The organism is Brachybacterium epidermidis (genome assembly GCF_015209585.1).
Taxonomy (GTDB): domain Bacteria; phylum Actinomycetota; class Actinomycetes; order Actinomycetales; family Dermabacteraceae; genus Brachybacterium; species Brachybacterium epidermidis.
On sequence record NZ_JADEYR010000001.1, the window covers coordinates 374,290 to 400,389 of the forward strand.

At 71.1% G+C, this 26,100-nt stretch carries 24 protein-coding genes; 13 read left to right on the top strand and 11 right to left on the bottom strand.

All coding sequences use genetic code 11. The features are described 5' to 3' along the window. Positions 1-51 precede the first annotated feature (51 nt). The 4 genes from IOE58_RS01680 to secA all read left to right on the top strand — a co-directional run bounded on the left by IOE58_RS01680 (position 52) and on the right by secA (position 6,296). Positions 52-903, top strand: a complete 852-nt coding sequence (locus IOE58_RS01680) for a ComF family protein (protein WP_193864695.1) — start codon at positions 52-54, stop codon at positions 901-903. Between the two features lie 161 nt (positions 904-1,064). Further along, on the top strand, positions 1,065-1,727 hold the full coding sequence (hpf, locus tag IOE58_RS01685; RefSeq protein ID WP_193864696.1) for a ribosome hibernation-promoting factor, HPF/YfiA family: 663 nt from the start codon (positions 1,065-1,067) through the stop codon (positions 1,725-1,727). A gap of 128 nt (positions 1,728-1,855) precedes the next feature. Continuing rightward, positions 1,856-3,148: a winged helix-turn-helix domain-containing protein gene (locus IOE58_RS01690; RefSeq protein WP_193864697.1), complete on the top strand. Its 1,293-nt coding sequence runs from the start codon at positions 1,856-1,858 to the stop codon at positions 3,146-3,148. Positions 3,149-3,248: 100 nt separating this feature from the next. Beyond that, positions 3,249-6,296: a preprotein translocase subunit SecA gene (gene secA / locus IOE58_RS01695; RefSeq protein ID WP_193864698.1), complete on the top strand. Its 3,048-nt coding sequence runs from the start codon at positions 3,249-3,251 to the stop codon at positions 6,294-6,296. Positions 6,297-6,409: 113 nt separating this feature from the next. Here the strand turns inward: secA and IOE58_RS01700 are convergent, their stop codons facing one another. Together IOE58_RS01700 and IOE58_RS01705 are read right to left on the bottom strand one after the other, a co-directional pair. Continuing rightward, complete coding sequence (locus IOE58_RS01700) at positions 6,410-6,808, bottom strand: Rv3235 family protein (RefSeq protein ID WP_193864699.1); 399 nt, start codon at positions 6,806-6,808, stop codon at positions 6,410-6,412. Further along, positions 6,805-7,746, bottom strand: coding sequence for a LysM peptidoglycan-binding domain-containing protein (locus IOE58_RS01705; RefSeq protein WP_193864700.1), 942 nt, complete (start codon positions 7,744-7,746; stop codon positions 6,805-6,807). The genes IOE58_RS01700 and IOE58_RS01705 overlap by 4 nt, the downstream gene beginning before the upstream one ends. A 366-nt stretch (positions 7,747-8,112) precedes the next feature. Here IOE58_RS01705 and IOE58_RS01710 point away from each other — a divergent pair, with 366 nt between their 5' ends. Beyond that, positions 8,113-8,658 (top strand): hypothetical protein, encoded by a 546-nt coding sequence (locus IOE58_RS01710; protein ID WP_193864701.1) that lies wholly within the window; start codon positions 8,113-8,115, stop codon positions 8,656-8,658. An 8-nt stretch (positions 8,659-8,666) separates the two neighbouring features. Here the strand turns inward: IOE58_RS01710 and IOE58_RS01715 are convergent, their stop codons facing one another. Beyond that, positions 8,667-8,897, bottom strand: coding sequence for a helix-turn-helix domain-containing protein (locus IOE58_RS01715; protein WP_193864702.1), 231 nt, complete (start codon positions 8,895-8,897; stop codon positions 8,667-8,669). 265 nt (positions 8,898-9,162) lie between these two features. Here IOE58_RS01715 and IOE58_RS01720 point away from each other — a divergent pair, with 265 nt between their 5' ends. Genes IOE58_RS01720 through IOE58_RS01730 form a run of 3 tightly spaced genes read left to right on the top strand, consistent with a single transcriptional unit; the run spans position 9,163 to position 11,456 of the window. Next, positions 9,163-9,807 (top strand): SAF domain-containing protein, encoded by a 645-nt coding sequence (locus IOE58_RS01720; RefSeq protein ID WP_193864703.1) that lies wholly within the window; start codon positions 9,163-9,165, stop codon positions 9,805-9,807. Beyond that, positions 9,804-10,997 (top strand): P-loop NTPase, encoded by a 1,194-nt coding sequence (locus IOE58_RS01725; RefSeq protein ID WP_193864704.1) that lies wholly within the window; start codon positions 9,804-9,806, stop codon positions 10,995-10,997. Before IOE58_RS01720 ends, IOE58_RS01725 begins: the two co-directional genes overlap by 4 nt. A 15-nt stretch (positions 10,998-11,012) precedes the next feature. Continuing rightward, entirely contained in the window at positions 11,013-11,456 is a 444-nt protein-coding gene (locus tag IOE58_RS01730; RefSeq protein ID WP_193864705.1) for a DUF6912 family protein, read from the top strand. A gap of 4 nt (positions 11,457-11,460) precedes the next feature. On the opposite strand, the gene IOE58_RS01735 is transcribed toward IOE58_RS01730, so the two are convergent. Further along, entirely contained in the window at positions 11,461-11,964 is a 504-nt protein-coding gene (locus IOE58_RS01735) for a DUF2505 domain-containing protein (RefSeq protein WP_193864706.1), read from the bottom strand. Between the two features lie 80 nt (positions 11,965-12,044). On the opposite strand from IOE58_RS01735, the gene IOE58_RS01740 reads away from it, so the two are divergent. After that, positions 12,045-13,535 carry a sensor histidine kinase gene (locus IOE58_RS01740; protein ID WP_193864707.1) on the top strand — a complete coding sequence of 497 codons (1,491 nt, stop codon included), beginning with the start codon at positions 12,045-12,047 and terminating at the stop codon, positions 13,533-13,535. A gap of 135 nt (positions 13,536-13,670) precedes the next feature. Here the strand turns inward: IOE58_RS01740 and IOE58_RS01745 are convergent, their stop codons facing one another. Continuing rightward, complete coding sequence (locus IOE58_RS01745) at positions 13,671-13,919, bottom strand: WhiB family transcriptional regulator (protein WP_031307255.1); 249 nt, start codon at positions 13,917-13,919, stop codon at positions 13,671-13,673. Between the two features lie 308 nt (positions 13,920-14,227). On the opposite strand from IOE58_RS01745, the gene IOE58_RS01750 reads away from it, so the two are divergent. After that, positions 14,228-14,650 (top strand): hypothetical protein, encoded by a 423-nt coding sequence (locus tag IOE58_RS01750; protein ID WP_193864708.1) that lies wholly within the window; start codon positions 14,228-14,230, stop codon positions 14,648-14,650. Between the two features lie 127 nt (positions 14,651-14,777). Here IOE58_RS01750 and IOE58_RS01755 read toward each other — a convergent pair whose 3' ends face one another. From IOE58_RS01755 to IOE58_RS01780, 6 genes are all read right to left on the bottom strand, one after another. Then, on the bottom strand, positions 14,778-17,306 hold the full coding sequence (locus IOE58_RS01755; protein WP_193864709.1) for an ABC transporter permease: 2,529 nt from the start codon (positions 17,304-17,306) through the stop codon (positions 14,778-14,780). Beyond that, positions 17,306-18,085, bottom strand: a complete 780-nt coding sequence (locus IOE58_RS01760; RefSeq protein ID WP_193864710.1) for an ABC transporter ATP-binding protein — start codon at positions 18,083-18,085, stop codon at positions 17,306-17,308. The genes IOE58_RS01755 and IOE58_RS01760 overlap by 1 nt, the downstream gene beginning before the upstream one ends. A 210-nt stretch (positions 18,086-18,295) precedes the next feature. Continuing rightward, a complete protein-coding gene (locus tag IOE58_RS01765; protein WP_193864711.1) occupies positions 18,296-18,985 on the bottom strand; it encodes a response regulator in 690 nt (229 codons plus the stop codon). After that, positions 18,982-20,340, bottom strand: a complete 1,359-nt coding sequence (locus tag IOE58_RS01770) for a sensor histidine kinase (RefSeq protein WP_228018472.1) — start codon at positions 20,338-20,340, stop codon at positions 18,982-18,984. The genes IOE58_RS01765 and IOE58_RS01770 overlap by 4 nt, the downstream gene beginning before the upstream one ends. 130 nt (positions 20,341-20,470) lie before the next feature. Beyond that, the gene (locus IOE58_RS01775) at positions 20,471-21,217 is read right to left on the bottom strand and encodes an SOS response-associated peptidase (RefSeq protein ID WP_193864712.1); all 747 of its coding nucleotides are present in this window, start codon (positions 21,215-21,217) and stop codon (positions 20,471-20,473) included. 1 nt (position 21,218) lies between these two features. Continuing rightward, entirely contained in the window at positions 21,219-22,439 is a 1,221-nt protein-coding gene (locus IOE58_RS01780) for a YihY/virulence factor BrkB family protein (protein ID WP_193864713.1), read from the bottom strand. Positions 22,440-22,753: 314 nt separating this feature from the next. Here IOE58_RS01780 and IOE58_RS01785 point away from each other — a divergent pair, with 314 nt between their 5' ends. From IOE58_RS01785 to IOE58_RS01795, 3 genes are read left to right on the top strand one after another with little or no spacing between them, the layout of a single operon-like run. Then, the gene (locus IOE58_RS01785) at positions 22,754-23,980 is read left to right on the top strand and encodes a TadA family conjugal transfer-associated ATPase (protein WP_193864714.1); all 1,227 of its coding nucleotides are present in this window, start codon (positions 22,754-22,756) and stop codon (positions 23,978-23,980) included. Continuing rightward, the gene (locus IOE58_RS01790) at positions 23,977-24,849 is read left to right on the top strand and encodes a type II secretion system F family protein (RefSeq protein WP_193864715.1); all 873 of its coding nucleotides are present in this window, start codon (positions 23,977-23,979) and stop codon (positions 24,847-24,849) included. Before IOE58_RS01785 ends, IOE58_RS01790 begins: the two co-directional genes overlap by 4 nt. Continuing rightward, the gene (locus IOE58_RS01795) at positions 24,846-25,790 is read left to right on the top strand and encodes a type II secretion system F family protein (RefSeq protein ID WP_193864716.1); all 945 of its coding nucleotides are present in this window, start codon (positions 24,846-24,848) and stop codon (positions 25,788-25,790) included. Before IOE58_RS01790 ends, IOE58_RS01795 begins: the two co-directional genes overlap by 4 nt. Positions 25,791-26,100 lie beyond the last annotated feature (310 nt).

The following is a 26,100-nucleotide window of genomic DNA, read 5'->3' on the forward strand; positions in this document are numbered from 1 at the left end:
AGCGTGGCTCGATCCCGCCCGTGAGCATCGCGATCGAGGTGGGATGGGGGCATGGGACACGCGCGGAGTCGGCACCGGGGGGCGGGGATCGCCGTGGCGCGGGCAGTGGGCGAGGTCGCCGCGCAGACGTGCTCACTGCTGGTGCCGCGCGTATGCCCCTGCGGCAGCGAGGGCAGCTGGCTGTGCCGGGACTGCCGCGCCCTGCTGCAGGGGCCACCGGTGCGGGTGGAGTCCTGCTGCGATGCGCTGCAGCACCTGAGCGCAGCCCGGGTCAGGGAGCGGTCCCGGCTGTTGCCCGCCGGGGTCGACCACCACCCCCTGCTGCCCGTGCTCGCGCTCGGCGAGTACACCGGGGATCTGCAGCGCCTGGTACTGGCTTGGAAGAACGGTGGCATGCTCCATCTGGGAGCCCCGATCGCGGCCGGTCTCGAACCAGCAGTGAGGCTGCTGGCGGGCACCGGGGAAGCAGCTGGCGGGTCGCGGGTCCCCTTCCTGGTCCCGGTCCCCTCCCGTCTGCGGGCGCGGCTGCGCCGCGGGGAGGACCACACCGCAGAACTGGTCCGCTCCCTGGCGCGCTCGGGGATCGGCAGGCCGCTGCTGCTGCGTGCCGCCCCTACCACCGGGCAGGAGGGCAAGGGGGCGCGGATGCGGCGCACTCGCCGCATCCGCCTGGCAGGCCCGCTCCCGGCGGCGGCACTTCGGGGAGGGCCCGGCTGCGTGATCGTCGATGACGTGGTCACCACCGGATCCACGCTGCGCGCCATGCACGAGACCCTCACCGCAGCGGGGATCCCCGTGATCGGCGCGGTCGTGGTGGCCTCGGCCCGCGTGCCCGGGGATCCGGTGCCGGTGGAGCTCCGGGTCACCCCGGTGGCGCGCCGGTCCACCGATCGTCCGGGCTGATCCATGCAGGACGATCGACCAGGAAAACCGAAGGGAAACATGGCATGCTTGGACCACTCGACATCGCAGCGAGTCCCCTTCGAGAGGAGGTGCGGAACCCAGCCGAGGAGCCATCGCGGCCGGGCTCAGAACGGCCGCACCACCGCTAGGAGGAGTACTTCATGGAGATCAACGTCGTAGGACGCCACATGGACGTCCCGGACCGATTCCGCCGTCATCTCACCGACAAGCTCGACAAGGTCACTCAGCTGGCGCCCACCGCGCTGCGGGTGGACGTCGAGATCTCGCAGGAGAAGAACCCCAGGCAGGCCGAGCTCAGCGATCGCGTGGAGCTCACCGTCCACGACAAGGGCGCTGTGATCAGGTCCGAGGCCCGGGCCGATGATCTCTACGGGGCCCTCGACGTGGCCTACGGGAAGCTCCTGGAGCGGCTGCGCCGCGCACGGGACCGGCGCAAGGACCGCCACCGCGGCCGCGACCGCGCCCACCAGGCCTCCGGGGAGTCCCTGCGCACGATGGTGCCGGACGCCGAGCTGCCCGCCGCTCTGCGGGAGGATGCCGCCCCCGCCGGCCAGGAGGCGCTGGCCTCCGAGGCGGCTGAGCTGGACGCGGACGGGGACAGCCCCATCGTGATCCGCGAGAAGAAGCCCCCCGCCGAGCCGATGTCCATCGACGATGCCCTGTACCGCATGGAGCTGGTGGGCCACGACTTCTTCCTGTTCATCGACGAGGAGTCCGGGAACCCGAAGGTGGTCTACCGCCGCAAGGGCTGGAGCTACGGCGTGATCGAGCTGGATCCGCAGCAGGAGGCGGTTGCCGGCTGATGGTCGGCAGCCGCTGAGGGGCGGGAGGGCGGCACCACCGCCCTCCCGCCTTCGCACGCACGCGGGCTCCTCCGCGTGGGAGGACACGACGGAACCAGGCGCAGAACCAGGGACGGGACCCGGAGACGATGACGAGCACGAGGATCACCTGGACGCAGGCGCGTCGCATCGCGCTTCGAGCCCAGGGGATCGGTCGAGCCCGTCATGAGTCCATGCCCTCGCGGCGTGCCAGCCGCGCAGCGCTGGCCCGTACCCTCGCCCACACCCACCTGCTGCAGATCGACTCGGTGAGCGTCTTCGCCCGGGCCCACCACATGCCCGTGTTCACCCGCGCCGGAGCATGGGACGAGCGCGTCCTGGACCGTGCCTCACGCCCGGGTCCCTCGCGCCTGGTCCACGAGGCGCTCGCGCACGAAGCAGCCTTCGTCACCGAGCAGGTGCACTCCCTGTTGGACTTCCGGCGCCGACGAGCGGCCGATCGCGACTGGGGTGCGGTGCGGCGCGCCGCCCAGGAGTCCCCTCACCTGCTGGAGAGCATCCTTGCGACCATCGAGGAGCACGGGCCGATCAGCGCTTCCGCCGTCTCCCGCCAGCTCGGTGACGAGCACCGCGGCGAGGGCTGGGGCTGGCGCCGCACCAGCAGCCAATGGGCCGTGGAATACCTGTTCCGCTCGGGCCGGCTGGACTGCGTGGGCCGCACGCCCCAGTTCGAGCGCCTCTACCTCCCCGCGCAGCGACCCCCGAGCACCGCCATCGACCCCGAGGGCGGGCGGGACGATGCCGACGACGTGCGCACCCTGGTCGCCCTGGCGGCCCGTTCGCTGGGCATCGCCGACACCGGTGCCCTCGCCGACTACTTCCGCCTCGGCGTGGGCGAGGTGCGCCCGGTCGTCGCCGAGCTGCTGCGCACCGGGGTGCTCACGGAGGTCGAGGTCTCCCATCCTGCGGGCGCGCTGCCGATGCTCCTGCACCGGGATGCGCCACGGCCGGTGCCGGTGCGCGCCGCAGCCCTGGTGAGCCCCTTCGATCCGGTCGTGTTCCACAGGCCGCGGCTGAAGGCGCTGTTCGACGTCGACTACCGCATCGGCATCTACACGCCCGCGGCCCGCCGCACCACCGGCTACTACTCCCTGCTGTTCCTGAAGGGCGACACGTTCCCCGCCCGCGTCGACCTCAAGGCCGATCGAGGACGGGGCGTGCTGGAGGTGCGCGGCACGTACCGGGAGCCGCTGCCGCTGCTGCCGGAGCGGAACCGGCCCGCGGACGAGGCGGTGATGAGCGCGCTGGTGCCCGAGCTGCACCGGGCCGCTCGCTGGCGGGGGCTGCGACGCATCGAGGTGCGCACCGGGGCGGGCACCGGGAAGCTGTCGGACGCGCTCTTGGCTGCGCTCGGAACGAGTTCGGTACCGGTTCCGGAGTGAGGATCCGCTCGCCCCGTCACGTGCCTTGCGGGGTGACGCTTACGATGGGGCAGGCACGACCGGTCCGCCAGGACGATTCCAGACATCTACGGGAGCACGAGTGGTCAACCTCTTCGACAAGATCCTGCGTGCGGGCGAAGGACGTGAGCTTCGACGGCTCGAGACCATCGCACGCAAGGTGGGGGAGGCGGGGGACGTCTTCGCCGACTTGACCGCCGAGGAGCTGCGGGAGGAGACGGAGCACTTCCGGGAGCGCCTCGAGGACGGCGAGACCCTCGACGACATCCTGGTGGAGGCTTTCGCGGCCGTGCGCGAGGCGGCCAGCCGCACTCTCGGCCAGCGCCCCTACGACGTTCAGATCATGGGCGGTGCGGCGCTGCACCGCGGCCGCATCGCTGAGATGAAGACCGGTGAGGGCAAGACCCTGGTTGCCACGCTGCCCGCGTACCTCAACGCGCTGGCCGGCAAGGGCGTGCACATCGTCACGGTCAACGACTACCTTGCCACCTACCAGTCCGACCTGATGGGTCGCGTGTTCCGCGCACTGGGCCTGACCACCGGGGTGATCAAGTCCGGGATGACCCCCGCCGAGCGCCGCGAGCAGTACGCCGCCGACATCACCTACGGCACCAACAACGAGTTCGGCTTCGACTACCTGCGCGACAACATGGCGCTCGCGCCCGAGGACCGGGTGCAGCGCGGCCACTCCTTCGCGATCGTGGACGAGGTCGACTCGATCCTGATCGACGAGGCCCGCACCCCGCTGATCATCTCCGGGCCCGCCTCCGGTGACGTCAACAAGTGGTACAGCGAGTTCGCGAAGGTGGCCACGGTGCTGCGCCGTGACCGCGACTACGAGGTCGATGAGAAGAAGCGCACCGTCGGTGTCCTCGAGTCTGGGATCGATGCGGTCGAGGACCATCTGGGCATCGAGAACCTCTACGAGTCGCTGAACACCCCGCTGATCGGGTTCCTCAACAACGCCATCAAGGCGAAGGAGCTGTTCAAGCGGGACAAGGACTACGTGATCCTCAACGGCGAGGTGCTGATCGTCGACGAGCACACCGGTCGCATCCTGGCCGGTCGTCGCTACAACGAGGGCATGCACCAGGCCATCGAGGCGAAGGAAGGGGTGAAGATCAAGGCCGAGAACCAGACCCTGGCCACCATCACCCTGCAGAACTACTTCAAGCTCTACGACAAGCTCTCCGGCATGACCGGCACGGCCGAGACCGAGGCCGCCGAGTTCATGAACACCTACAAGCTCGGGGTGGTGCCGATCCCCACCCACAAGCCGATGCTGCGCGAGGACCAGCCCGACCGGATCTACCGCACTGAGAAGGGCAAGTTCGACGCCGTCGTCGAGGACATCGTGGAACGGCACGACCGCGGTCAGCCGGTGCTGGTGGGCACCACCAGCGTGGAGAAGTCCGAGTACCTCTCCACCCTGCTGACCAAGCAGGGCGTCGCCCACGAGGTGCTCAACGCCAAGAACCACGCCAAGGAGGCCGCGATCATCGCGATGGCCGGCGCCAAGGGCGCGGTCACGGTGGCCACCAACATGGCAGGTCGCGGCACCGACATCATGCTGGGCGGGAACGTCGAGTTCATGGCCCACGCGGCACTGGCCGACCAGGGCCTGGACGCGGAGGAGGACCCGGAGGGCTACGAGGCCGCCTGGGATGACGCACTGGAGCGTGCCAAGGAGTCCGTGGCCGAGCAGCACGACGAGGTGGTCGAGCTCGGCGGCCTGTACGTACTGGGCACCGAGCGGCACGAGTCCCGTCGCATCGACAATCAGCTGCGCGGCCGCTCCGGCCGACAGGGCGACCCGGGCGAGTCCCGCTTCTACCTGTCGCTCCAGGACGATCTGATGCGCCTGTTCAACGCCGGTGCAGCGGAGTCGCTGCTGGCCAGGGGTGGGGTGGACGAGTCCGTGCCCATGTCGGGGCGCCTGGTCTCCGGGGCCATCGAGCGGGCACAGAACTCGATCGAGTCCCGCAACGCGGAGATCCGCAAGAACGTGCTGAAGTACGACGACGTGCTCACCAAGCAGCGCAAGAAGCTGTACGGCGAGCGGGCTCGGATCCTCGAGGGCGAGGACCTCGACGAGCACATCGAGCGGTTCATCCAGGAGGTGCTCGGCGGCATCGTGGATGCTCACACCAAGGGGCGCAACCCCGAGGACTTCGACCTGGATGAGCTGTGGGGCGCACTGCGGCCCGCCTACCCAGTGTCGATCACCGCCGAGGAGCTCATCGAGGATGTCGGCGGCAAGGAGAACCTCGGGGCCGATCTGCTCAAGGAGGAGATCCTGGCCGATGCGCGCCTGGCCTACGAGGCCCGTCGTGAGGAGCTGGGCGAGGCCGGCCTGCACCAGTTGCAGCGCCGCGTGCTGCTGTCGGTGATGGACCGTCGCTGGCGCGAGCACCTCTACGAGATGGACTACCTCAAGGAGGGCATCGGCCTGCGGGCGATGGCCCAGCGCGACCCGCTGGTGGAGTACGAGCGCGAGGGCCACCTGATGTTCAACGACATGGTCGCGGGCATCAAGGAGGACACGGTCGGCTACGTGTACAACCTGGAGGTCCAGGTCACCAAGGCCGAGCCGGTCGTGCCCAAGGCGGTCAGCGACCTGCTGAAGTCCACCTCGGCGATGAGCGGGGCTCTCGCAGCCACGTCCGGGGCTCCCACCGGGGCGAGCGCAGCAGAGCCCGGCGACGACAGCACGGACGAGGGAGCCAGGGGAGAGTCGGAGACCCCGGGCGCGGACGTGGATGCCGGGGAGCCCGGCGGGACCTCAGGAGTCCTCGACTCCCCGGAGGATGCGACCGAGGCACAGGAATCGAAGAGCTCCGCACCGAGTGGAGCCTCGTCCGAGGACGACGTCGAGGAGGCTTCCGTATCCGTGAAGGAGGAAGAGCGGGTCGTACTGCACGCCAAGGGCTTGGACGACGGCCCCAGCGCTCGCGAGCTGCGCTACACCTCGGCCGAGGGCACCGGTGTGCAGGACGAGTCCTCGCTCTCGCGCGCTCAGCGGCGCAAGCTTGCCCGCCAGCGCAAGCGAACGGTGGCCAAGGGTGAGCAGGACGGTGCTCGCAGGGACCGAGACAAGCCCGGCCGTGAGGACCGCGGTACGCGATCCTGACCAGCGCCGCTGCTGACGACCGGCTCCAGGCAGCAGCTCGCCCACGGGTGTGGGCTAAGGGTGCAGCTCGCCCACGGGTGCGGGCTAAGGGTGCAGCCTGCCCGGGGTGTGCGTCAGCCCACCTCGAGCACGGTCACCCGCCAGCCGCTGTGCCGCAGCTCCCACCGCATCGCGAGGAAGCGCGAACGGTCCGGGTCGCGCAGCACGCAGCTGGCCTCGACGGTGCGCTCGTTCACCACGCAGGTGCGCACCCCGCTGACTGCGATCCGCTGCGCGGGGACGTAGCCGGTGGTCGCGCGGAGCCGACGGGTCAGAGCGGCCCTGCGGGAGAGCATCGTTGCCACCTCAGGGGTGACGATCCGAGCCAACGCGTTCTCCGGCCGCATGTCACGGATGATCTCCACCGCACACCGTGCCACGGGAGCGACCATCCTCTCTGCCGTGCGCGGATCGCTCAGCGGGATCTGCTGCTCCGTGGCGACGGTGGCCGGACGCTGATCGGTGGTGGTCATGGCTTCTCCTGGACGGTGAGATGTGCGGGGATGAGGAGCTCCTGGCCGGGCACGAGATGGTCCGGGTCCGGGCCGATCCGGTCACGATTGGCGTCGTAGATCGCTGGCCAAGCGCCCGCGATCTCGACGGCCGGATCAGGGTCCGGTCCGAGCAGCTGATCGGTGATGCTCCACAGGGTGTCGCCCGGCTGGACGACAACGGTGATGACGGTGCCCGTGGGCGTCTTTGATGGTCGGCTCCCCTCGGCGGGGGCATCGTGCTGAGCCACGGGAGGCTGGGCACTCGGTGCATCGGCACCGGGGGAGCCGCCCCCCTGCGGGTCCTGCTGCCCCCAGCCCAGGGGCGGGAGCTCACCGGGATCCTCGGCCGCGGAATGCGGGGAGTGGTCCGGGGACTCCAGCGGAACCGGTGCTGCTGGGGCTGTGGAGCCGAGCGTCGCGAGGGCGGCTCCCCGCTCGCGTGATGAGTGCTCGGCAGCCGCGCGGTCCGTCTCGACCGATGCTGGGGCCGGGGGATCGATGCCCAGGGAGTGGGAGGTCGTACCGGAGAGCGAGGCATGGACAAACTGGTCGTCGAGGGAGACCGCTGTGGCTGGGCCCAGGATGAGCCCGGAGGTCGCGCCGGCGATCGCAGCGCCGATCGTGAGCCGCCGAGCGACACGTGGAGCGATCACACGCAGTGCGGCCACCAGTGCGCGGCCGGACCGGGAAGCAGGTCCGAGGACGAGGGCTGCTGCCACCAGGGTCCACACCACCACGAGGTAGGCGCACAGCACGACGCCCACGGAGGCGAGTGCGATCAGCACCCAGGCCAGCAGGGCGGCCTCGGCGTGGCCCTCGAGCGCCTGGGGGAGCAGACCGCGTGCGAGCACCGAGAGCACGGCGAGTCCGGCAGCCGACAGCACCACCGCAGTCACTGCCGAGGCCGGGCGGGGCATGGCCTCGGCTGTGTCCAGCGGCCGTTGTGAGGCCACCGGTACGGAACCGGTGCGCGGTGTCGGATCCGGCGGTCGGTGTCGAGGTGGTGCTGCGGTGCCCATGGTTCCCCTGTCCCCTTCCGATCCGCGGTGGAGGCGAACACCCCCGCCGCGAGTCGGAATCGATCGTGTCGTTTGATGCAGTTTGGTGTTGGTCGAGCCGATAGACAGCAAGATAAGGAGATGTGGGCCAGCGCACAATGGGCCATAGGTGCCATGTGGACAACGGATCGCATGCGCTTGTGGCACGAAGGTGCCGGTCTCACGTCGCCGGTGGTACGAAAGTGCCGTCAGGTGCGTCGCGGCGGGGACCCTACAGTGGGCAGTATGCGCTTCGAGCGAATCTTCGATGACCTGGAGGGGCAGTTCGCCCACCATGAGCGCCAGGAGATGCGCGCCGTCTCCGAGGACCTCACCCGGGCCGAGCGCGCTCAGCTGACGCTGTACGACCGCCTGCGCGGCTCCGACGGAGCTGTGCTCACCCTCCACCTGGGGACGAGCACGCTAGTGCGCGGTGCGGTGGAGCTGGTGGGGGATGGATGGGTCGTCCTGCGGGAGGCGTCAAGGGCCGGGATGCTGCTGGTGCCCGTGCGCCGGATCGCACTGGTGGAGGGACTGCCCGGCAGGGCGCGACCAGGAAGGACGGAAGCCGTCCGGGAACTGCCCCTGGGGGCGCTGCTGCGGCGCATCGCCCGCGACCGCGCCACGGTGAGAGCGGAGACGGCCGCGGGAACGCTGGTGGGAAGGATCTCCGCCGTGGGTGCAGATGCGTTCGACCTGCAGACGATCCCGACCGGAGAGTCCAGTGCGGTCCCGGGATCCGGACGTGTGACCGTGGTTATCGACGCACTCACGGTGATGCGAATCGGGTGAGGCGGGGGTCAGAGCTGGCTGTGTCGCTCCCTGGCCCGCTCCTCCTCCAGATGGTTCTCCGTGGCGGCGTAGCTGCGTTCGATGTACGACTCGAGCTCGGTCATCTCCACACGCCACTGCCCTCGGCCGCCCACCTTGATGGCGCGCAGCTCACCGGACCTCACCAGGGCGTACGCCTGGGAGGCGGAGATCGAGAGCATCTCGGCGACATCAGACAGCGGCACGAAGCGAGGCTGCATCGGTGATTCCTCCCGGTGGAGACGGCACGACAGGGGGAAGGCTGTCATATTCCTGGATCGGTTGTCTGCGCCGTTGTGGACAGTGGCGTTCAGCTGTGGATGAACAGGCCCTCCAGCCTACCCAGTGAACCTTTGTCCACAGTGGGAGCCGCCGCCTGCCGGTCGCCGTCATCGCTGACGTACTCTCCCCGCAGGTCCCGACCGTCCGCTCCACCGATGGGTCGGGCGCCGGTGAGGAGTCCGCTCCGATCGACAGGAGGATGCCATGGGGGTGACCGCCCCGGTCATGAGGCTGCGCCGACCGCGATGGAAGGACCCGCGCCTGATCATCGGGATCGTCCTGGTGGTGGCCAGCGTGCTGATGGGTGCGCTGCTGGTCTCGCGGCTCTCGGCGACCACACCGGTCCTGGTCGCACGCGGCACCATCGTCCCCGGGGAGGAGATCGACCCGGATCAGCTCACCACTGTGGAACTGAGGTTGGGCGAGCAGGAGGCGATGTACGTCGGCTCCGTCGATGCGGTCCCCGAGGGTGCGGTCGCCACCCGCACGATCCAGGCGGGGGAGCTGCTCCCCGTCTCGGCGCTCGGCCAGGGTGCCGATGTCCCGCTGCGTCCCGTGGTGATCCCCGTCGACGCCACCGTGGCCGAATCCGTGGTGCCCGGAGCTGAGGTCGAGCTCTGGCACACGCGCCCCTCGGACGTGCAGGACGCCTCCGGCCAGGGCGCCGAACTGCTGGTCTCCGATGCGGTGGTGCGCCGCGTCGACGAGGGCAGCTCCCTGGGGATGCGATCGATGGCGGTCGAGGTCCTGGTCCCCAAGGACCAGGTCGGGCCGCTGCTGGAGGTCCTCGCCCGGGGTGAGCGCCTGGACGTGATCGGTGTTCCGGGCACCCACGGGATCGCGCCGTGATCGACGTCGTCCTGTGCGCCTCGGGCAGCGATGAGGTGAGGATCGTGCACGACCTCGCTCACGACGCCGAGCACCGTGCTCGAGTGGTGCGTCGCGGCGCCGACCTGGCCGAGACCCTCGCGGTGGTCGCCGCCGGCGTCGGCGACGTGGTTCTCATCGATCTGTCCGTGCGGGGGCTGGGCAGGGACCCGCTGGCTGATCTGCTGCGCGGAGCCGCCGTGGTGGGTCTGCGCGGACCGGATGCGACTGACCGCACCGGGCTGGGCCTGCGCCATGTGATCGATGCCTCCGTGCCGGTGGAGCACATCCTGGCCATCATCGAGGAGGCGGTGAATGGCCCGGAGGACGGCGACCCGCAGCCGGACGAGCCCGCCGCGGCCGCGGACGCGGCAGCAGGTCGCCTGGTGGCGGTCTGGGGTCCCGGGGGCGCGCCAGGACGCTCAACGATGGCGGTCAACCTCGCCTCCGAGGCCGCCGCTGCAGGGCAGGAGGTGATCCTGGTGGATGCCGACACCTACGGGCCGAGCCTCTCCCAGCAGCTGGGAGTGCTCGACGAGACCCCCGGCATCGTCGCGGCGTGCCGCGCCCACGATCGCGACACCCTCGACGAGAGCACGCTCGAGTCCCTGCTGCCGTTGGTCCAGCCGCGGCTGCGGTTCCTCAGCGGCATCGGGGTGCCTGCCCGCTGGCCGGAGCTGAGCCGCGGTGGCCTGGACGGTGTGTGGGATGCGCTGCTGCGGCGCGGGAGCACGGTGGTGGTCGACGTGGCCGCTGTGCTCGAGGAGGACGAGGACCTCAGCTACGACACCGTGGCGCCCCAGCGCAACGCCGCCGCGATCTCCGCCCTGCAGCGGGCAGACGCGGTGGTCGCGGTGGTCACCGCGGATCCTGTGAGCATCACGAGACTTCTGCGCGACCACGAGAGGCTCCAGGAACTGGACGTCACCGAACTCCACGTGATCGTCAACCGGGTCGGGGCCCCCGTTCCCGGAGATCGGGTGCGGGATCTCATCGCCTCACGCATCCCCGTGGCGGCCCTCCACCTGCTGCCCGAGGAGACCACCACATGCCGCTCGGCATCCTGGGACGGGGCGCTGCTGGCCGAGGCCGCACCGCGCTCGGCGCTGCGCCGTGGCATCCGTGACATCGCCGTGCAGTCCGCACTGCTGCAGGCCCCGACGATCGAGTGATGGGAGAATCGCGCCATGCGCATCTACCTGCCTCTGGCGCCGGAGGACCGGCCCGCCCTGCTCGCCGCCCGCCGCGAGATCGACCTGCCCGCCGGGCGTGAGGCCTGGGCGGTCACCGCGGAGGCCCGCTCCGACCGCCCCGGCCAGGACATCGAGGACCTCGAGTACGACGCGATCCAGGACGCCGTCCACGTCGCGTTGCAGGCGTCGGCACCCGCCTCACGCGCACTGGTGATCGCGGCGGATGTCACCGATCAGGCCGTCGAGCCCCACACTGCGAGCGGGGGTGCCTACGGGGTGCGGCTGCGCACCGGTGCCCGCGCAATCATCGCGAGCTTCCACGTGACCGAGCAGGATGCCCGGACCGCGGAGCAGGACGACACCGATCCCGCACTGCTGTGGTTCGACTCCTCCGAGGGGCCCGGGGCGCTGGTGCACGTGGACCGCCCCGGGGCGTGACCTCTCAGACCCGCCGCTCCCGGTAGGTCGCTGCCGCCTTCTGCTCGACCTCCAGCATCGAGGAGATGTACGGCAGTGCCGCCTTCTCCAGCCGCCCGCCGATCAGCGGCACCTTGGCCGTCAGGTCCCCGTCGATGTCCAGGGTGCAGGAATCGTCCCCGGCAGGGATCAGCTTGACGGCCGCCTCGATGCCCGCAGGCATGCCGGCCACCTCGAGGCGGTTGCGGCCGGTGCGGGAGCCGTCCCCGGCCGGAGCCGACCAGCTCTGCTCTTCGTGCACGGTGAGGCGGGAGCCGACGAAACGACGCGCCACCTCCGGGACTCGATCCGTGGGCAGCACCAGCTCGGTGCGCACGGTGAACGCGCCGGCGGGATCGCCGTCCACGGAGGAGGTGGCGTCGTTGGCGCCGAGTGCGTCCCGGCGGATCTCCGCATAGGCCGGATCGGCATACATCGCGGCGGCCTCGTTAGCGGACAGGGGCAGGGTCAGCGTCTCGTGGACTCTCATCGTCTTCCTTCCGAGGGGATACCCGCTCAGCCTATGCCAGCCCGGACAGGGGCCCGGGCCTGCGCCCCTATCCTTGATCCATGGCCAGCCTCTCCAAGTACGTCGCCGACTCCGCCGGGTTCACCGAGAAGGGGGCTGAGTGGCTCCAGCACTTGGTCGGGGACTGGAACCTCGTCTCGGACCTGCTGCGGGCCGATCTGGTGCTGTGGGTCCAGCGCGAGGGGAAGCCGATGGCGGTGGCGCACTGCCGCCCGGCCACCGGTTCCACCGTCTACTACGAGGACCCCGTCGGCATCGTGCTGGAGAAGGGCGAGGCGCCGGAGATCTCGCAGCTGCTCGGGGGAGCAGAGCCAACCCGCACGGCGCACAGCATCCGCCGAGAGGGGCGCGAGGCCCGCGGTCTCGTGGTACCGGTGCGCAAGAACGGCATCACGCTGGCGGCGCTCGCCGTGGAGTCCCCGGCGCAGAACGGTGCCCCGTCGGACAGCGGGGTGAAGCAGGAGCAGCTGGGCATGCGCCTGCTGCGCATGCGCGAACAGGGCGCGTTCCCCATCGAGGGCGCACCGATCCCGCCGCGGCGCGGTGCACCGCGCGGGGGCGACGGCGTGGTGGAGCTCGACGACCAGGGAGTCGTGCAGTGGGCCTCGCCCAACGCCCTGTCGGCGTTCCACCGCTTCGGCATCGAGGGGGACATGGCCGGCACCACGCTGGCGGAGCTCTCCACCGGGGTGCTGCAGAGCCGTGTCCCGGTGGACGAGTCCTTGCCGCTGGTGCTGATGGGTCGGGCCGCCTGGCGCTCCGACATGCAGGCCAGGGGAGGCACCTTGTCGCTGCGGGCCGTGCCGTTGACCGAGAACGGCCGGCGGATCGGTGCGGTGATCCTGGTGCGGGACGTGACCGAGCTGAGGCGGCGGGAACGCGAGCTGATCACCAAGGACGCCACCATCCGTGAGGTGCACCATCGGGTGAAGAACAACCTGCAGACGGTCGCGGCCCTGCTGCGCCTGCAGTCCCGGCGGATGAAGAGCGATGAGGCCCGCGAGGCGCTCACCGAGGCGATGCGTCGCGTGTCCACCATCGCCCTGGTCCACGAGGCTCTGCTGCAGGGCTCCCAGGAGGCCGTGTACTTCGACGAGGTGATCGACCGCTGCCTGCGCCTGGCCGTGGACGCGGCCAGCGCCTCGGTGCATCGCGCGGGCACCCCGCGCCTGACCGATTCCCAGGTGGAGGTGCGCACGGAGAAGATCGGACGGGCAGGCTCCATCCGCGCGGAGGAGGCTACGCCCCTGGCCCTGGTGGTGACGGAGCTGGCGACCAACGCCGTCGAGCACGGGCTCTCGGAGACCGGCGGAACGCTCACCGTGCGCAGTGCCCGCACCGGTTCGCACCTGGTCATCGACATCGAGGACGACGGCGTCGGCATGGGATCGTCCAAGCCGAGCGGGCTGGGCACGAACATCGCCCAGACCCTGGTGCAGGGGCAGCTGGGCGGCACCCTCACCTGGCACGACCGCCCCGAGGGCGGCACCCGTGCATCGATCGAGGTGTACCTCGACCCGATCAGCACCTGATCCGGAGCGCAAAGGCTCCGCCCCCGTCAGTGCGCCAGACGAGCACGAGCGTGGCCGACGGGTACGCAGCACATCCGATGGGTGCTCCGGGCACCCATGCGCGGTCAGCCCGCGCGGTGCGGCACCCCTGCGCGATCAGCCCGCGCGACGGGCGCGAGCGTTGCGGCGCTTGAGGGAGCGGCGCTCATCCTCGGACAGACCGCCCCAGACACCCGAGTCCTGCCCCGTCTCGAGGGCGAACTTCAGGCACGCGGTCATGACGTCGCACTTCTGACACACCGCCTTGGCCTCCTGGATCTGCGTGATCGCCGGTCCGGTGTTCCCGATCGGGAAGAACAGCTCGGGATCATGGTTGAGGCACTCGGCACGGTGGCGCCAGTCCATCGTCACTCTCTCTTTCCTGAACGTCCCGCACCACCTCGGAGGGTGAGGCGCGACGGGGGTCGTCCTGGGCGGGACGGTCTCGGCCTCAGGGCCCCGCTCCCGCGGGGACGAGGCCCGGAGGGAGGCCCCGGGACCCTTCGCGGAAATGGGCCGTAACCCATTGTCTGGCGCGGCTGACCTGGCTACAAGGGTCTTCTCGCTCCAGCTGGGTGGCACTTCCCACACGGTAGGGACTTGATCCGGAACGCCCGATCGTCCAGCCCGGTGCGAGTGGGCCGCGCCTGCCCGTTGCCCGTTACAGTTCCTCCATGCCCTCCACCCCTCGCCCCGGGAGCCCGACCCCGGAGACCCAGGACGATCCGCGTCCCCAGATCCGCCCTGCAGCGGCTCTGGTGCTGGCGCTCGAGGCGCTGATGATCGCAGCGGCGGCCACCGCGTTCTTCTGGCTGTCCGGTACCGCAGGCGCGAGACCTGGGCTGATGATCGCCCTGGGGGTGTTCCTGCTGGTGTTCACCCTGGGGGCCGCGATCGCTGCTCGCTCCGTGCTGCTGCGGGGCCGGTTCGGGCTGGGCTACGGGATCACCTGGCAGCTGTTCCAGGCGCTGGTGGGTGCCAGCCTGCTGCGCGGCGGACTGTACTGGCAGGGAGCCCTCGCACTGGTGCTCGCGGTGGCGGGTTTCCTCCTGCTGCTGCAGCTGGTGCGCTCCACCCCGCTGCCGCGGCAGGACTGAGTCCCGTAGGACCGCTCCCGCTCCGCCGCTTATGACAGCCTGCGGGCCCGCCGGACGACGGTCGTCCGGCGGGCACCGCGGCGGTGGGAGCGTGCCCGCGCCGTCGACCGCCTTTGTCCTCAGCTCCTCACTCCGCGGAGGCGAGGGCGGCGGCCGGGGCGGTGCGCGCGGCGGCGCGGCCCGGCAGGACCGAGGCCAGCGCCCCGGCGGCGAGGGCCAGCACCAGCACGATCACGAGGCGGCCCCAGGGGATCGTGATCGAGACCGGATAGGTCGAGCCCAGCAGTGCGATGATCCCGAGCACGCCGTAGAGGGACCCGATCAGCAGCCCCAGCACGGCGCCGACCGCGGCAAGCAGCACTCCCTCCCAGCCGAGCATCGCCCGCATCTGCCGGCGCGTCGTGCCCAGGGCGCGCAGCAGCGCGTTCTCCCCGGTGCGCTCGACCACACCGAGGCTGAGCGTGTTGGCGACCCCGACCAGGGCGACGAGCACCGCGACCGCGAGCAGAGCCACGGTGATGCCCAGCAGGATGTCGAGGATCTGCGCGTAGGACTCGCGCTCGGCGCCGCCGGGAACGCTGCTCGCCCCTTCGAAGCCCTCGGAAGCGGAGAGCTCGTCGACCGAGGAGAGCAGCTCGAACACGTCGATCCCCTCGCGCTCGGCGGTGCCGGGATCGGCGAAGTCAGCGAGCACGACCGGGGTGGTCCCCTCCCCGAGGAGCTGCTCGAGCGTCGCCGGGGTCACCAGCGACCTCTGCAGGTTCGCATCCACCTGGACGCGCAGGTCGTGGCTCTGCCCGTCGGCCCCCTCGAGGGAGAGGACCTGGCCGTCGTGGACCCCGAAGCGCTCGGCCCGCTCCTGGCCGAGCAGCACCGTGCCGTCGGCGAGCTCGTCCGCCATCTCGGGACGGTGGGAGACCTCCCGCACCGTCTCGGGGGTCACGGAGTACAGGGTCATCGGCTCGCCGGCGCCGACCTCGACGTCCCCGCGCTCCCCGGCGTGGGCGGCATCCATGCCCTCGATCGCGGCGACCCGTTCGGCGGCATCCTCGGGCATCGCCTCCGCGGAGAGGACCAGGTCGATCGGCCGACGGGAGTCCAGCTCCGAGGTCAGGGTCGCCTCCGCAGTGCGGGCGCCGACAGTCATCATCGTCATGAGCGTGGTGCCGATCAGGAGGGCCGCGATCGTCGCCGCGCTGCGGCGCGGGTTGCGGGCCACGTTCGCCCCGGCGATCCGGGCGGGCAGCCCGCCCAGCAGCGCCCCGAGACGGGCGGCGAGGGCCGCGAGGGGCCGGGTGAGCGTGACGAGCACGAGCATCACGCCGGTGAAGCTCAGCACCCCGCCGCTGATCGCAGCGAGGATGCCGAGCGCGGCGACCCCGTTCAGGGCCAGCGCGGTGCCGCCGACGAGCGCGGCCACGCCGAGCACCACGGCCACCAGGCCCAGCACGCCGCGCACCCCGAGCCCGCGGGTGACGGCGGGCGGCTGCGGGCGCAGCGCCTGCAGCGGCGCGACCCGGGTGGCGGAGCGCATCGGGGCGAGGCTCGCGAGCACGGCGATCGCGACGCCCGCCAGCAGCGGAAGCAGCACCGACCACAGGCTCACCGGCACCGGGGCGACGCCGTTCAGCCAGCCGAGCCCGGCGGCGCCCGCGAGCGCGGCCTGGACCAGCAGGTGCCCGGCGACCACGCCGACCGCCGCGCCGAGCAGCCCGACCAGCAGCGACTCGCGCAGCACCACGGAGCGGACCTGGGCGCGGGTCGCGCCGAGGGTGCGCAGCAGCGCGAGGGAGCGGGTGCGCTGCGCGAGCGTGACGGCGAAGGTGTTCGCGATGACGACGGCGCTGGTGAACAGCGCGATCACCACGAACACGCCGAGGAACATCCCGAGCGCTCCGAAGCCCTGCATGAGGGCGCTGGCGGCTTCCTCCTCGGCCTCCTCGACGCCGCGCACGGTGATGCCCTCGGCGGCGGAGGCCGAGGCGGCCTCGGCCACCGCGGCGGGGTCCTCGCCGTCGGGGACCGTGGCGAGCCAGGTGTCGGTGGTCGTCCCGGCGGTCGGCCCGAGCAGGGCGGCGGCGTTGACGTCCTGGAGCATCAGGCGCGGGGTGCCGCCGAAGACTGCGCCGGCGGGGTCGACGGCGATGCCGGAGACGGTGAGCGTCCGCTCCGTCTCCTGCGCGGGGTCCTCGCCCCTGGCCGGGCCGGAGCCCTGCACGGTGATCGGGTCGCCGACCCCCACCTCGAGGGCGTCGGCGGCGGAGCGGGAGAGCACGATCTCGGACTCGGCACCGGCGGCGGAGCCCTCCTCGAGGGAGTCCTCCTGGCCGGGCGGGAGCATCGTGGCCTCGAAGAACCCGCTGCCGCTCGTCGAGCTCGCCTCGAGATAGCTGCGGGGCGCGGGCCACACGGCCTCGGCGCCCTCGACCTCGGGGGCCGGAAGCGGCTCCTCGGAGGCCCAGTCCTCATCGGACAGCTCGCGCTGGACCTCCAGGTCCGCGCCCTCGTACATCTGGGAGGCCTGGGAGCGCAGGGAGGCCTGCATCAGGTTCCCGGCCAGCACCATGATCGCGACGAAGGCGCAGGACAGGGCGATGGTGACGACCGCAGCGAGGTGACGGCGCACCGGGGTCAGCTTCACGGTGGAGCGAGCCATCAGCGCTGCTCCTGCCCCTGAGGCGCGGAGCGCGCGGTGCGGATCCCGCGCAGGTCCTCGTCGGAGGCGATCCGACCGTCGGCGAGGGTGAGGATCCGGTCGGCGCGCTCGGCGGCGTCCCGCTCGTGGGTGACCATCACGACGGTCTGGCCGAACTCGTCCACCGAGAGGCGCAGGAAGTCCAGCACCTCCTCGGTGGTGCGGGAGTCGAGGTTGCCGGTGGGCTCGTCGGCGAAGACCACGGCCGGGGAGGTGACCAGCGCGCGGGAGATCGCCACGCGCTGGATCTGTCCTCCGGAGAGCTGGGAGGGCAGGTGGTCGAGTCGGTCCGCGATCCCGAAGGCCGAGGTGAGCGTGTCCAGCCAGGCGCGGTCCACGCGGGTCCCGGCCAGCTCGAGGGGGAGCAGGATGTTCTGCTCCGCGCTCAGCATCGGCAGCAGGTTGAACGACTGGAACACGAAGCCGATCCGCTCGCGGCGAAGGCGGGTCAGGGCGTCGTCGTGCAGCGAGGTGATCTCTACGCCCTCGAGCTCGATCGAGCCGGAGGTGACCTCGTCGAGGCCGGCGAGGACGTGCAGCAGAGTCGACTTGCCCGAGCCGGAGGGGCCCATGATCGCGGTGAAGGCGCCGCGGGTGATGTCGAGGTCCACGGCGTCCAGCGCCGTGACGGTGCCGGCGCCGCTGCCGTAGGTGCGGGTCACGGCGCGGGCGCGCAGCGCGACGGGGTCGCCGGAGGCGTCGGTGGAGGGCGGGGGAGCGGCCTGGGCGGCAGTGGTCATCGGGCAGTCCTTCGCGAAGGGGTCATGATGTCGACCCCGATGCTTCCCGAGCGGGGGCCCCGCAGTCGTCAGCCCCCGGTCGCGGCCTTGCGGACCGGGCGAGACCGGGGGAGGGGAGACCGTCATACCCAGGGATGACGCGGCCTCGACCACCGACCGCGCGGCGCGCGAGAGCGGCAGCGCGGGCCGGAGCCCGGCGCCGCCTGCGGGTCATTGCTCGCCGGGGGTGACCAGCCCGGTCTCGAAGGCGATGATCACGGCCTGGACCCGGTCGCGAGCACCGAGCTTGGCGAGGACCCGTCCCACATGGGTCTTCACCGTCGCCTCGGCGACGAACAGCTGCGCGCCGATCTCCCGGTTCGAGCGGCCCCGTCCCATCAGGGTGAGCACCTCACGCTCGCGCTCAGTGAGCTCCGCGAGGACGGAGCTGTCCTGCTCGGCGGGCTCGGGGGTGGCGACCACCCGTTCCAGGAGCCGACGGGTCGCCGACGGGGCGATCACCGCATCGCCGCGGTGGACCGTGCGGATCGCGCCGAGGAGGTCCTCGGGCTGGGCGTCCTTGAGCAGGAAGCCGCTGGCCCCGGCGCGGATCGCGGCGAGCACGTACTCGTCGAGGTCGAAGGTGGTCAGCACGATGATCTTCGGGGCCCGCTCGACGGGCAGCCGCTCCAGGAGCGTCGAGGTCGCCTCGATCCCGTCCATCCGCGGCATCCGCACGTCCATCAGCACCACGTCGACGCTGCGGGCGGACAGCTCGCGCACGGCCTCGGCGCCGTCGGTGGCCTGCAGCACGACCTCCATGTCGTCCTGGGAGTCGATCACCATGGCGAAGCCGGTGCGCACCAGCGGCTGGTCGTCCACCAGCGCGACGCGCAGGGGATGGTCGGCGATCTCGGTCATGGGGTCTCTCCTCGAGGGTCGTCGGCCGCGGGGCCGGGGTCGGTGGTGGTGTAGGGGGAGGCGGGGCCGTCGGCCTCGGCGGCCGTGCCATGGATGGCGGGCAGCGGCACGGTCGCCCGCACACGGTAGCCGCGGGAGGGGAGCGGCCCGGCCTGCAGCGCCCCGCCGAGCACGCTCATCCGCTCCCGCATCCCGGTCAGGCCGTGGCCGAGTCCGTCGGAGGTCGGGTCGGTGCCCTGGCCGTCGTCGACGACCTCGATCACGAGGCCCTCGGCGCCTCGGACCAGGCGCACGGAGGCGCTCGCGCCGGGCCCGGCGTGCTTGAGCACGTTGGTCAGCGCCTCCTGCACCAGGCGGAACACGGACATGCCGACCGACGAGGGGAGCTGGCCGAGGGAGCCCTCGACCTCGAGGTCGACCTCGAGGCCCGCGGCGCGGACGCGCTCAAGCAGCTCGGGCAGCTGCTCGGGGCCCGGCTGCGGACCGAAGCTGGTCTCGTCCTCCTGACGCAGCACGCCCAGCAGGGAGCGCATGTCGGCGAGCGCGGCGCGGCCGGTCTCTCCGATCGTGCCGAGCACCTCCACGGCCTTCTCCGGCTTCTGGGAGGCGACGAAGCGACCGCCGTCGGCCTGCGCGATGATCACGGAGAGGGAGTGGGCCACGACGTCGTGCATCTCGCGGGCGATGCGGGCGCGCTCGTCGGCGACGGCGAGCGCGGTGCGCTGCTCCCGCTCGCGCACCGCCTGCTCGGCCCGGTCGCGGGTCAGGGCGAGCTGACGCACCCGGGCCCGCTGCAGGTTGGCGAGGGCCCAGATCGCGATGATCGTGATCGTGCCGATGATGCCCAGGCCCACGAAGGTGATCGCCGCCTGGCCGACGCCGCCGTACTCGCTAAGCAGCGCGGCGATCCCGAACCAGCTCGCCTGGACGAGCACCCCGAGCATCCCCGCGGCCACACCGATGAGGTGCACGGCGGTGGTGCCGTAGGCGACGGCGCAGAACATCGCGTAGAAGGTCATCGCGTCGCCCGCGACGACCGGGGTGCCGACCAGCACGTGGGAGACGGCGAGCACGCCGATCACGATCACTCCCAGCAGGGGGCGGGTGCGGCAGACCGCCCCCGCGAGCACCATCGGAACCGAGAACGGCACCCACCAGCCGATCACCCCGCCGCCGAGACCGAAGAGCAGCATGAGCGCAGCGGCCGTCCCGAAGCCGATCAGGTCGACGGTGCCGGGGTTCTCGATGATCCAGCGGAAGGGATCGCGGAATCCGCGACCGGTCCGGCCGGGCTGAGGGGCCGAACCGGCGCTGTGCGGCCCCGCGGGAGCGTCGGGGGAGCGGCCGGTGGTCATGTCCACGAGAGTACGGGCGCGGCGGCGCCGCGGCGTCAGACCGCAGTCGGACGGAAGGGCCGTGTGCCTGCGGGGCCCGTCACGCGTGCGGCTCTCGCCTCCGGACGGCCCGGACCGCGTGACGCTGCGGTCACAGCAGACGCTGGGGCGGCTCGAGCAGCTCGGGCCCTTCGTTTCCCACTCGTCCCACGGCCGGATCTACCTCGCGGGGAGCCAGCAGGGCGTCATCCAGCAGGTGCGCGTCATCGTTGATCCAGGCCGCGGCGGCTTCCTTGTGATCCATCGAGGTGTCCAGCCAAGTTTCGACCTGGTGGCGCGGGAGCATCACCGGGGTGCGGTCGTGGATCTGGGCGAGGTCACCGGTGGCCTCGCGCGTGATGATGGTGGCGCTCAGCAGGAAGGCGCCGTCGTCACTGGCCGCAGGGCCCTGGTGACCGCCGGGACCCTTCCACCAGGAGACCAGGGCTGCCATGTACAGGCGGGAGCCGTCGGCCGGGGCGATGAAGAACGGCTGCTTGCGCTTGCCGTCCTCGCCCCGCACCCACTCGTAGTACCCGTCCATGGGGACGATCGCCCGGTGCCGCGCCAGGCTGCCGCGGAAGCTGGGCTTCTCGGCGATGGTCTCCCGTCTCGCGTTGAACGTGCGCGAGGAGAAGGACTCGTCCTTCGCGAACGGGGGCAGCAACCCCCAGCGGGCCACCCGCAGGGCCCGCAGCACCTCACCGGTCTCCTTGTCGATCGACTCGGTGACCACGTGGATCGGTGCGGTGGGAGGGATGTTCCAGCGCTTGCGCAGGCCCGGATCGGTGAGGTCCACCGCGCCCAGGTCATCCAGCAGCGGCTCGATCTCCTGGTAGAAGGCGAAGCGGCCGCACATCTCAGACGCCCTTGGGGCCGTTCGGCTCGCTCGTGCCGTCTCCCTTGGTGCCGAGGGACCCGGTCTCGGGGTCGATCTCGCCCTCTGAGGGAACGGAGGAGCCGCCCTCGGTGCCCGCGCGGGGGGTGAGGCGGGCATCCTCGGAGACGTAGGAGTCAGAGTCGCGGTGCAGGTTCTGCAGGCGGATGTCGCGGCCGTCGTCCACGATTCCCTGGTACTTCTCCTCCTGCTTCTTGGCGCCCTCGTCGTCGCGCAGCGGGAGGGTGAGGGAATCCTCGGCGGGCTTGCCGGACTCGAGCTCCATCGCACGCTCGTACTCGGCATCCACCTCGGCACCCATGATGATCACGATGTTGATCACCCACAGAGCGAACAGCACCGCCATGATGCTGCCGATCGCACCGTAGCTGGAGTAGCTGGCCAGGGTGGCCATGTAGATCGACACCGCCACCGCCGCGATGATGATGCCCAGCACCGCGAACACACCGCCGGGGGAGACCAGGCGGAACGGCTTCTTGATGTTCGGGGCGGCCCAGTACAGCAGCGAGAGGATCACGAACAGGAACAGCAGGATCACGGGCCACTTCACCCAGGCCCAGATCGGCAGGAACGACTCGGTGAGGAAGGTGAGCAGTCCACCGGCGCCGATGGTGCTGGCGATCGGCCCCAGCAGGGCGTCCACCAGGGTCTGGTTCAGCAGGATCGAGATCGCGATGATCAGCAGGCTCAGGATCAGCCCCAGGGTGATCGCGAGCATGGTGCCGGTCTGCCTCACGAAGCCGCGGCCCTCGGGGATGTCGTAGATCTGGTTGGAGGTTCGCGAGTACGCCTTGACGTACGCGGAGGCGGACCACAGCGCGGTGGCGATACCGATGATCAGGGCGATGGTGCCGCCGGTCGCCGATCCCATCAGGGACTCGACGGTGGAGTCGACCAGGCTGCCCAGGCCCTGCTCGGAGGCCCCCGAGGAGGACGCGGCGGCCTGCTTGATCAGCTCCGCGATCTCATCTTTGAGGTCCGACAGCAGCAGGGTGGCCAGGGAGAACAGCGCCAGCAGGGTGGGAGCGATCGACAGCACCATGAAGTAGGTGAGCTTCGCGGCCTGGTCCGTCCCGCCGTCGCGCGAGAACTCGGTGAGCACCCGCTTGGCCATGTACTTGATGGACTGCCCGCTCAGGCGGGTGCCCTTCTTCTCGGTCGACTTATCGGTCGAGACGGCCATGAACACTCTCCTGGGGGATCGGGGTGCACTCGGGGACCGTGCGGCACGGGGTGCTGCACCTGGTGCGCCCTCATCCTGCCACGATCAGGGGAGGCTGGTCCGACTGCGGGTGGGAAGGACCGGGTGGTCCGTGGCCGCGCGAGGGGCGGATCGTCCGGGCCGGGGTTGTCCACACGGATCGGGCGCGCGCTCGCGGTTATCCACAATCCACGGCCGGGCAGTGCGCCGGGGAGCACAACTGCCTACCGTGGCCGGCGTGATGACCACATCACATCGGAGTCGCCGAGCTCGGAGCACAAGGGGGAGAAGACGTGGTGGATGCCGTCACGATCCTCGAGAGCGAATCGCGCGAACTGATCCGCCGCCGAGGTCTGGACGTGCGCGGGGACCAGTTGGAGCCGCTGATCCGGGAGGTCGCCGCTGACTACGACCGGCGGGCCTCCACCGGCACGGTGCCCTTGGTGCACGACATGGATCCGCTGATCGCGGAGGTGGCTGCCCGGATCGGCGGCTTCGGTCCCCTGCAGGAGATGCTGGACGATCCGTCCGTCGAGGAGATCTGGCTGAACTCGCCCAGCGAGGTCTTCGTCGCCCGCAACGGGCGCAGCGAGCTGACACCGCTCGTGCTCACCGACGCCGAGGTGCGCGGGATCGTCGAGCGGATGCTGGTCAGCTCCGGCCGGCGCCTGGACCTTTCCACCCCGTTCGTGGACGCGCTCCTGCCCGACGGCTCCCGGTTGCACTGTGTCATCCCTGCGGTCACCCGCACCCACTTCGCCGTCAACATCCGGAAGTTCGTGGCTCGAGCGCACGACCTGGAGGGCATGGTGGGGCTGGGCTCGCTCACACCCCAGGCCGCAGGTTTCCTCGATGCCGCGGTGGCCTCCGGGCTCAACGTGATCGTGTCCGGGGCAACCGGCGCCGGCAAGACGACCTTCCTGCGGTGCCTGGCCCAGTCGGTGGGTGCCCGGGAACGCGTCGTCACCATCGAGGAGGTCTTCGAGCTCGACCTGGGACTGCGCGATGTGGTTGCCATGCAGACCCGGCAGGCCAATCTGGAGGGGACCGGCGAGATCTCGATGCGCCGCCTGGTCAAGGAGGCCCTGCGCATGCGGCCCAGTCGGATCATCGTCGGGGAGGTGCGTGAGGCCGAGGCGCTGGACATGCTGATAGCGCTGAACAGCGGACTGCCGGGACTGGCCTCGATCCACGCCAACTCGGCGCGCGATGCGGTCACGAAGCTGTGCACGCTTCCCCTTCTTGCTGGTGAGAACGTGTCCAGCAGGTTCGTCGTGCCCACGGTCGCCGGGTCGATCGATCTGGTGGTCCACCTGGACATGCTGGCGGACGGCCGCCGGCGCGTGCGTGAGATCGCGGGCCTGACCGGCCGCGTCGAGAACGATGTCATCGAGGTCTCCGACATCTTCTCGCTGCGTGATGACAGGCTGGTGCGGGGGGACGGCCATCCGCCTCACCCCGAGCGCTTCGCCCGTGCCGGGCACGACCTCTCACGCCTGCTGGGCGGGCGGAGGGCGGCATGACAGACGGCGCCTTCCTGGGGCTCATGGCCGGCCTGGGCCTGCTGGCGATCTGGTGGTCGATGTGGGAGCAGGAGGAGAGCCAGAGCCGTCCCGGGCCGGTGGCCGGTCTGCTCGACCGGATGCGGGACGATCTGGTGAGGGTGGGCCTGGGAACGGTAACCCCGGCAGCGGTGCCCGCGCTGAGTGCCGGTCTCGGCCTGGTGGTGGCCGCCGCTGTATGGGCGCCATCCGGAGCTGTGGTCCCTGCCCTCGCACTCGGGCTGGTGGCGAGCCTCCTGCCCATGATGGTGCTGCGGGCCGCAGCCCGGCGCCGCACCACGGCCCTCCGAGAGGTGTGGCCCGAGGCAGTCGATCACATCGCCTCGGCGATCCGCGCGGGAATGTCGCTTCCCGAGGCTCTGGTGCAGCTCAGCAGGAAGGGGCCCGAGCAGCTGCAGCCCGCCTTCGTCGAGTTCAGCCGTGACTACCAGGCCAGTGGAGACTTCTCCAACAGCCTGGATCGGCTCAAGGTCCGGCTGGCCGATCCCGTCGGGGATCGGATCGTCGAGGCCCTGCGGATCACCCGCGATGTCGGCGGTACCGATCTCGGTATCCTGCTGCGTACCCTCTCCTCCTTCCTGCGGGAGGACGCCCGCACCCGGTCCGAGCTCGAGGCCCGGCAGTCGTGGACGATCAACGCCGCCCGATTGGCCCTGGCCGCACCGTGGATCGTCCTGGCATTGATGTCCACCCGTCCTCAGGCCGCCCAGGCCTACGATTCCACGGCCGGACTGGTGATGATCCTGATCGGCGGTGCCGTGTCGCTGGTGGCCTACCGGGTGATGCTGATGATCGCGCGGCTCCCGCAGGACGAGAGGGTGCTGCGATGAGCGCCCCGGGAACCGTGGTGGCCGGGGCTCTGCTGGGCCTGGTGCTCGGGACCGGCCTCGCTCTCATCGCCGGGCGCCTGCCGTGGCTGCGACAGCGGGATCTCGCGGCACGCATCGATCCCTACCTGCGAAGGAGCTCGGCGAGTGCGCTGCTGGACTCCGCGGGGCCGCGCGGACGATCCAGGGTGGTCCTCGAGGCCCTCCTGGGGCCGGTAGCGGTGCGTGCCATCGGTGTGCTGGAGCGCCTCACCGGCGGTGCGGATCAGTTGGAGCGGCGCCTGCGAATGGCCGGCCGACGCAGCAGCGCGGACTCCTTCCGGATCGAGCAGGTCGTGTTCGGAGCAGCGGGGCTCGTGCTCGGCCTGGCAGCGGGACTGGCAGCGGTCGGGATCCGCGGTGCCAGCCCGCTGGTGGGTCTGGTGATCGTCGTACTCGGCACGGTCTCGGGCATCCTGCTGCGCGACTACCTCCTGGGCGTCGAGATCAAGCGGCGAGCGGCGCGCATGGCCCGGGAGTTCCCCACGGTGGCCGATCTGCTGGCCCTGGCGGTGGCCGCCGGCGAGAGCCCGATCGCTGCCATGGAGCGGGTGGCACGATCATCCTCAGGTGCGCTGCCGGACGAGTTCGCCGCCACCGTCGCGGAGATCCGCGCGGGGTCGAGCGTGTCCCAGGCCCTGGCCGCAATGGGCTCCCGCACCCCGCTCGAATCGCTGGCGCGCTTCGGCGAAGGGGTCTCGATCGCCATCGAACGCGGCACCCCGCTGGCGGAGGTGCTCCGGGCCCAGGCCCAGGACGCACGGGAGGCGTCCAAGCGCCAGCTGATGGAGACCGCCGGCCAGCGGGAGGTGCTGATGCTGATCCCGGTCGTCTTCTTCGTTCTTCCCCTGGTGATCGTGTTCGCGATCTTCCCGGGTCTCGCAGTCCTGGAGATCAGCCTGTGAACGCGCCCATCACCCCCGAAAGCCCAGGATCCCCCCGTGAACGATCGACCTGACAACCCATCATTCGCCCGGGAACGGTTCCCGGGCCTCACCCCAGGAGGCTGAGATGACCATCCACCGCACCCGACTCACCCGATCCGCCGTCGCCCCACGCACCGTCCGATCCAGGCAGGAGAGCCCGTCGATCCCGTCCCAGCCCCGACGACGTGCGTCCCTGGGGGCGCGCCTTCTTGCTCGCCTCGCCGCTGACAGGGGCGATGTCCCGGGGTGGGTGATGATCACGCTCATGACCGCGGCGATCGTGGTCGCC

What these genes read in the sequence shown, in the direction of transcription:
- IOE58_RS01705 (WP_193864700.1), bottom strand. Translation starts at nt 7,746, where the DNA reads ATGCCCCGCCCGGCCTCGGCAGTGACTGCGGTGGTGCTGTCGGCTGCC.
- IOE58_RS01755 (WP_193864709.1), bottom strand. Translation starts at nt 17,306, where the DNA reads ATGGCTCGCTCCACCGTGAAGCTGACCCCGGTGCGCCGTCACCTCGCT.
- IOE58_RS01780 (WP_193864713.1), bottom strand. Translation starts at nt 22,439, where the DNA reads ATGGCCGTCTCGACCGATAAGTCGACCGAGAAGAAGGGCACCCGCCTG.
- IOE58_RS01770 (WP_228018472.1), bottom strand. Translation starts at nt 20,340, where the DNA reads ATGACCACCGGCCGCTCCCCCGACGCTCCCGCGGGGCCGCACAGCGCC.
- IOE58_RS01715 (WP_193864702.1), bottom strand. Translation starts at nt 8,897, where the DNA reads ATGCAGCCTCGCTTCGTGCCGCTGTCTGATGTCGCCGAGATGCTCTCG.
- IOE58_RS01750 (WP_193864708.1), top strand. Translation starts at nt 14,228, where the DNA reads ATGCCCTCCACCCCTCGCCCCGGGAGCCCGACCCCGGAGACCCAGGAC.
- IOE58_RS01775 (WP_193864712.1), bottom strand. Translation starts at nt 21,217, where the DNA reads ATGTGCGGCCGCTTCGCCTTCTACCAGGAGATCGAGCCGCTGCTGGAT.
- IOE58_RS01735 (WP_193864706.1), bottom strand. Translation starts at nt 11,964, where the DNA reads ATGAGAGTCCACGAGACGCTGACCCTGCCCCTGTCCGCTAACGAGGCC.
- IOE58_RS01730 (WP_193864705.1), top strand. Translation starts at nt 11,013, where the DNA reads ATGCGCATCTACCTGCCTCTGGCGCCGGAGGACCGGCCCGCCCTGCTC.
- IOE58_RS01690 (WP_193864697.1), top strand. Translation starts at nt 1,856, where the DNA reads ATGACGAGCACGAGGATCACCTGGACGCAGGCGCGTCGCATCGCGCTT.
- hpf (WP_193864696.1), top strand. Translation starts at nt 1,065, where the DNA reads ATGGAGATCAACGTCGTAGGACGCCACATGGACGTCCCGGACCGATTC.
- IOE58_RS01710 (WP_193864701.1), top strand. Translation starts at nt 8,113, where the DNA reads ATGCGCTTCGAGCGAATCTTCGATGACCTGGAGGGGCAGTTCGCCCAC.
- IOE58_RS01740 (WP_193864707.1), top strand. Translation starts at nt 12,045, where the DNA reads ATGGCCAGCCTCTCCAAGTACGTCGCCGACTCCGCCGGGTTCACCGAG.
- IOE58_RS01765 (WP_193864711.1), bottom strand. Translation starts at nt 18,985, where the DNA reads ATGACCGAGATCGCCGACCATCCCCTGCGCGTCGCGCTGGTGGACGAC.
- IOE58_RS01745 (WP_031307255.1), bottom strand. Translation starts at nt 13,919, where the DNA reads ATGGACTGGCGCCACCGTGCCGAGTGCCTCAACCATGATCCCGAGCTG.
- IOE58_RS01790 (WP_193864715.1), top strand. Translation starts at nt 23,977, where the DNA reads ATGACAGACGGCGCCTTCCTGGGGCTCATGGCCGGCCTGGGCCTGCTG.
- IOE58_RS01760 (WP_193864710.1), bottom strand. Translation starts at nt 18,085, where the DNA reads ATGACCACTGCCGCCCAGGCCGCTCCCCCGCCCTCCACCGACGCCTCC.
- IOE58_RS01720 (WP_193864703.1), top strand. Translation starts at nt 9,163, where the DNA reads ATGGGGGTGACCGCCCCGGTCATGAGGCTGCGCCGACCGCGATGGAAG.
- IOE58_RS01680 (WP_193864695.1), top strand. Translation starts at nt 52, where the DNA reads ATGGGACACGCGCGGAGTCGGCACCGGGGGGCGGGGATCGCCGTGGCG.
- IOE58_RS01700 (WP_193864699.1), bottom strand. Translation starts at nt 6,808, where the DNA reads ATGACCACCACCGATCAGCGTCCGGCCACCGTCGCCACGGAGCAGCAG.
- IOE58_RS01795 (WP_193864716.1), top strand. Translation starts at nt 24,846, where the DNA reads ATGAGCGCCCCGGGAACCGTGGTGGCCGGGGCTCTGCTGGGCCTGGTG.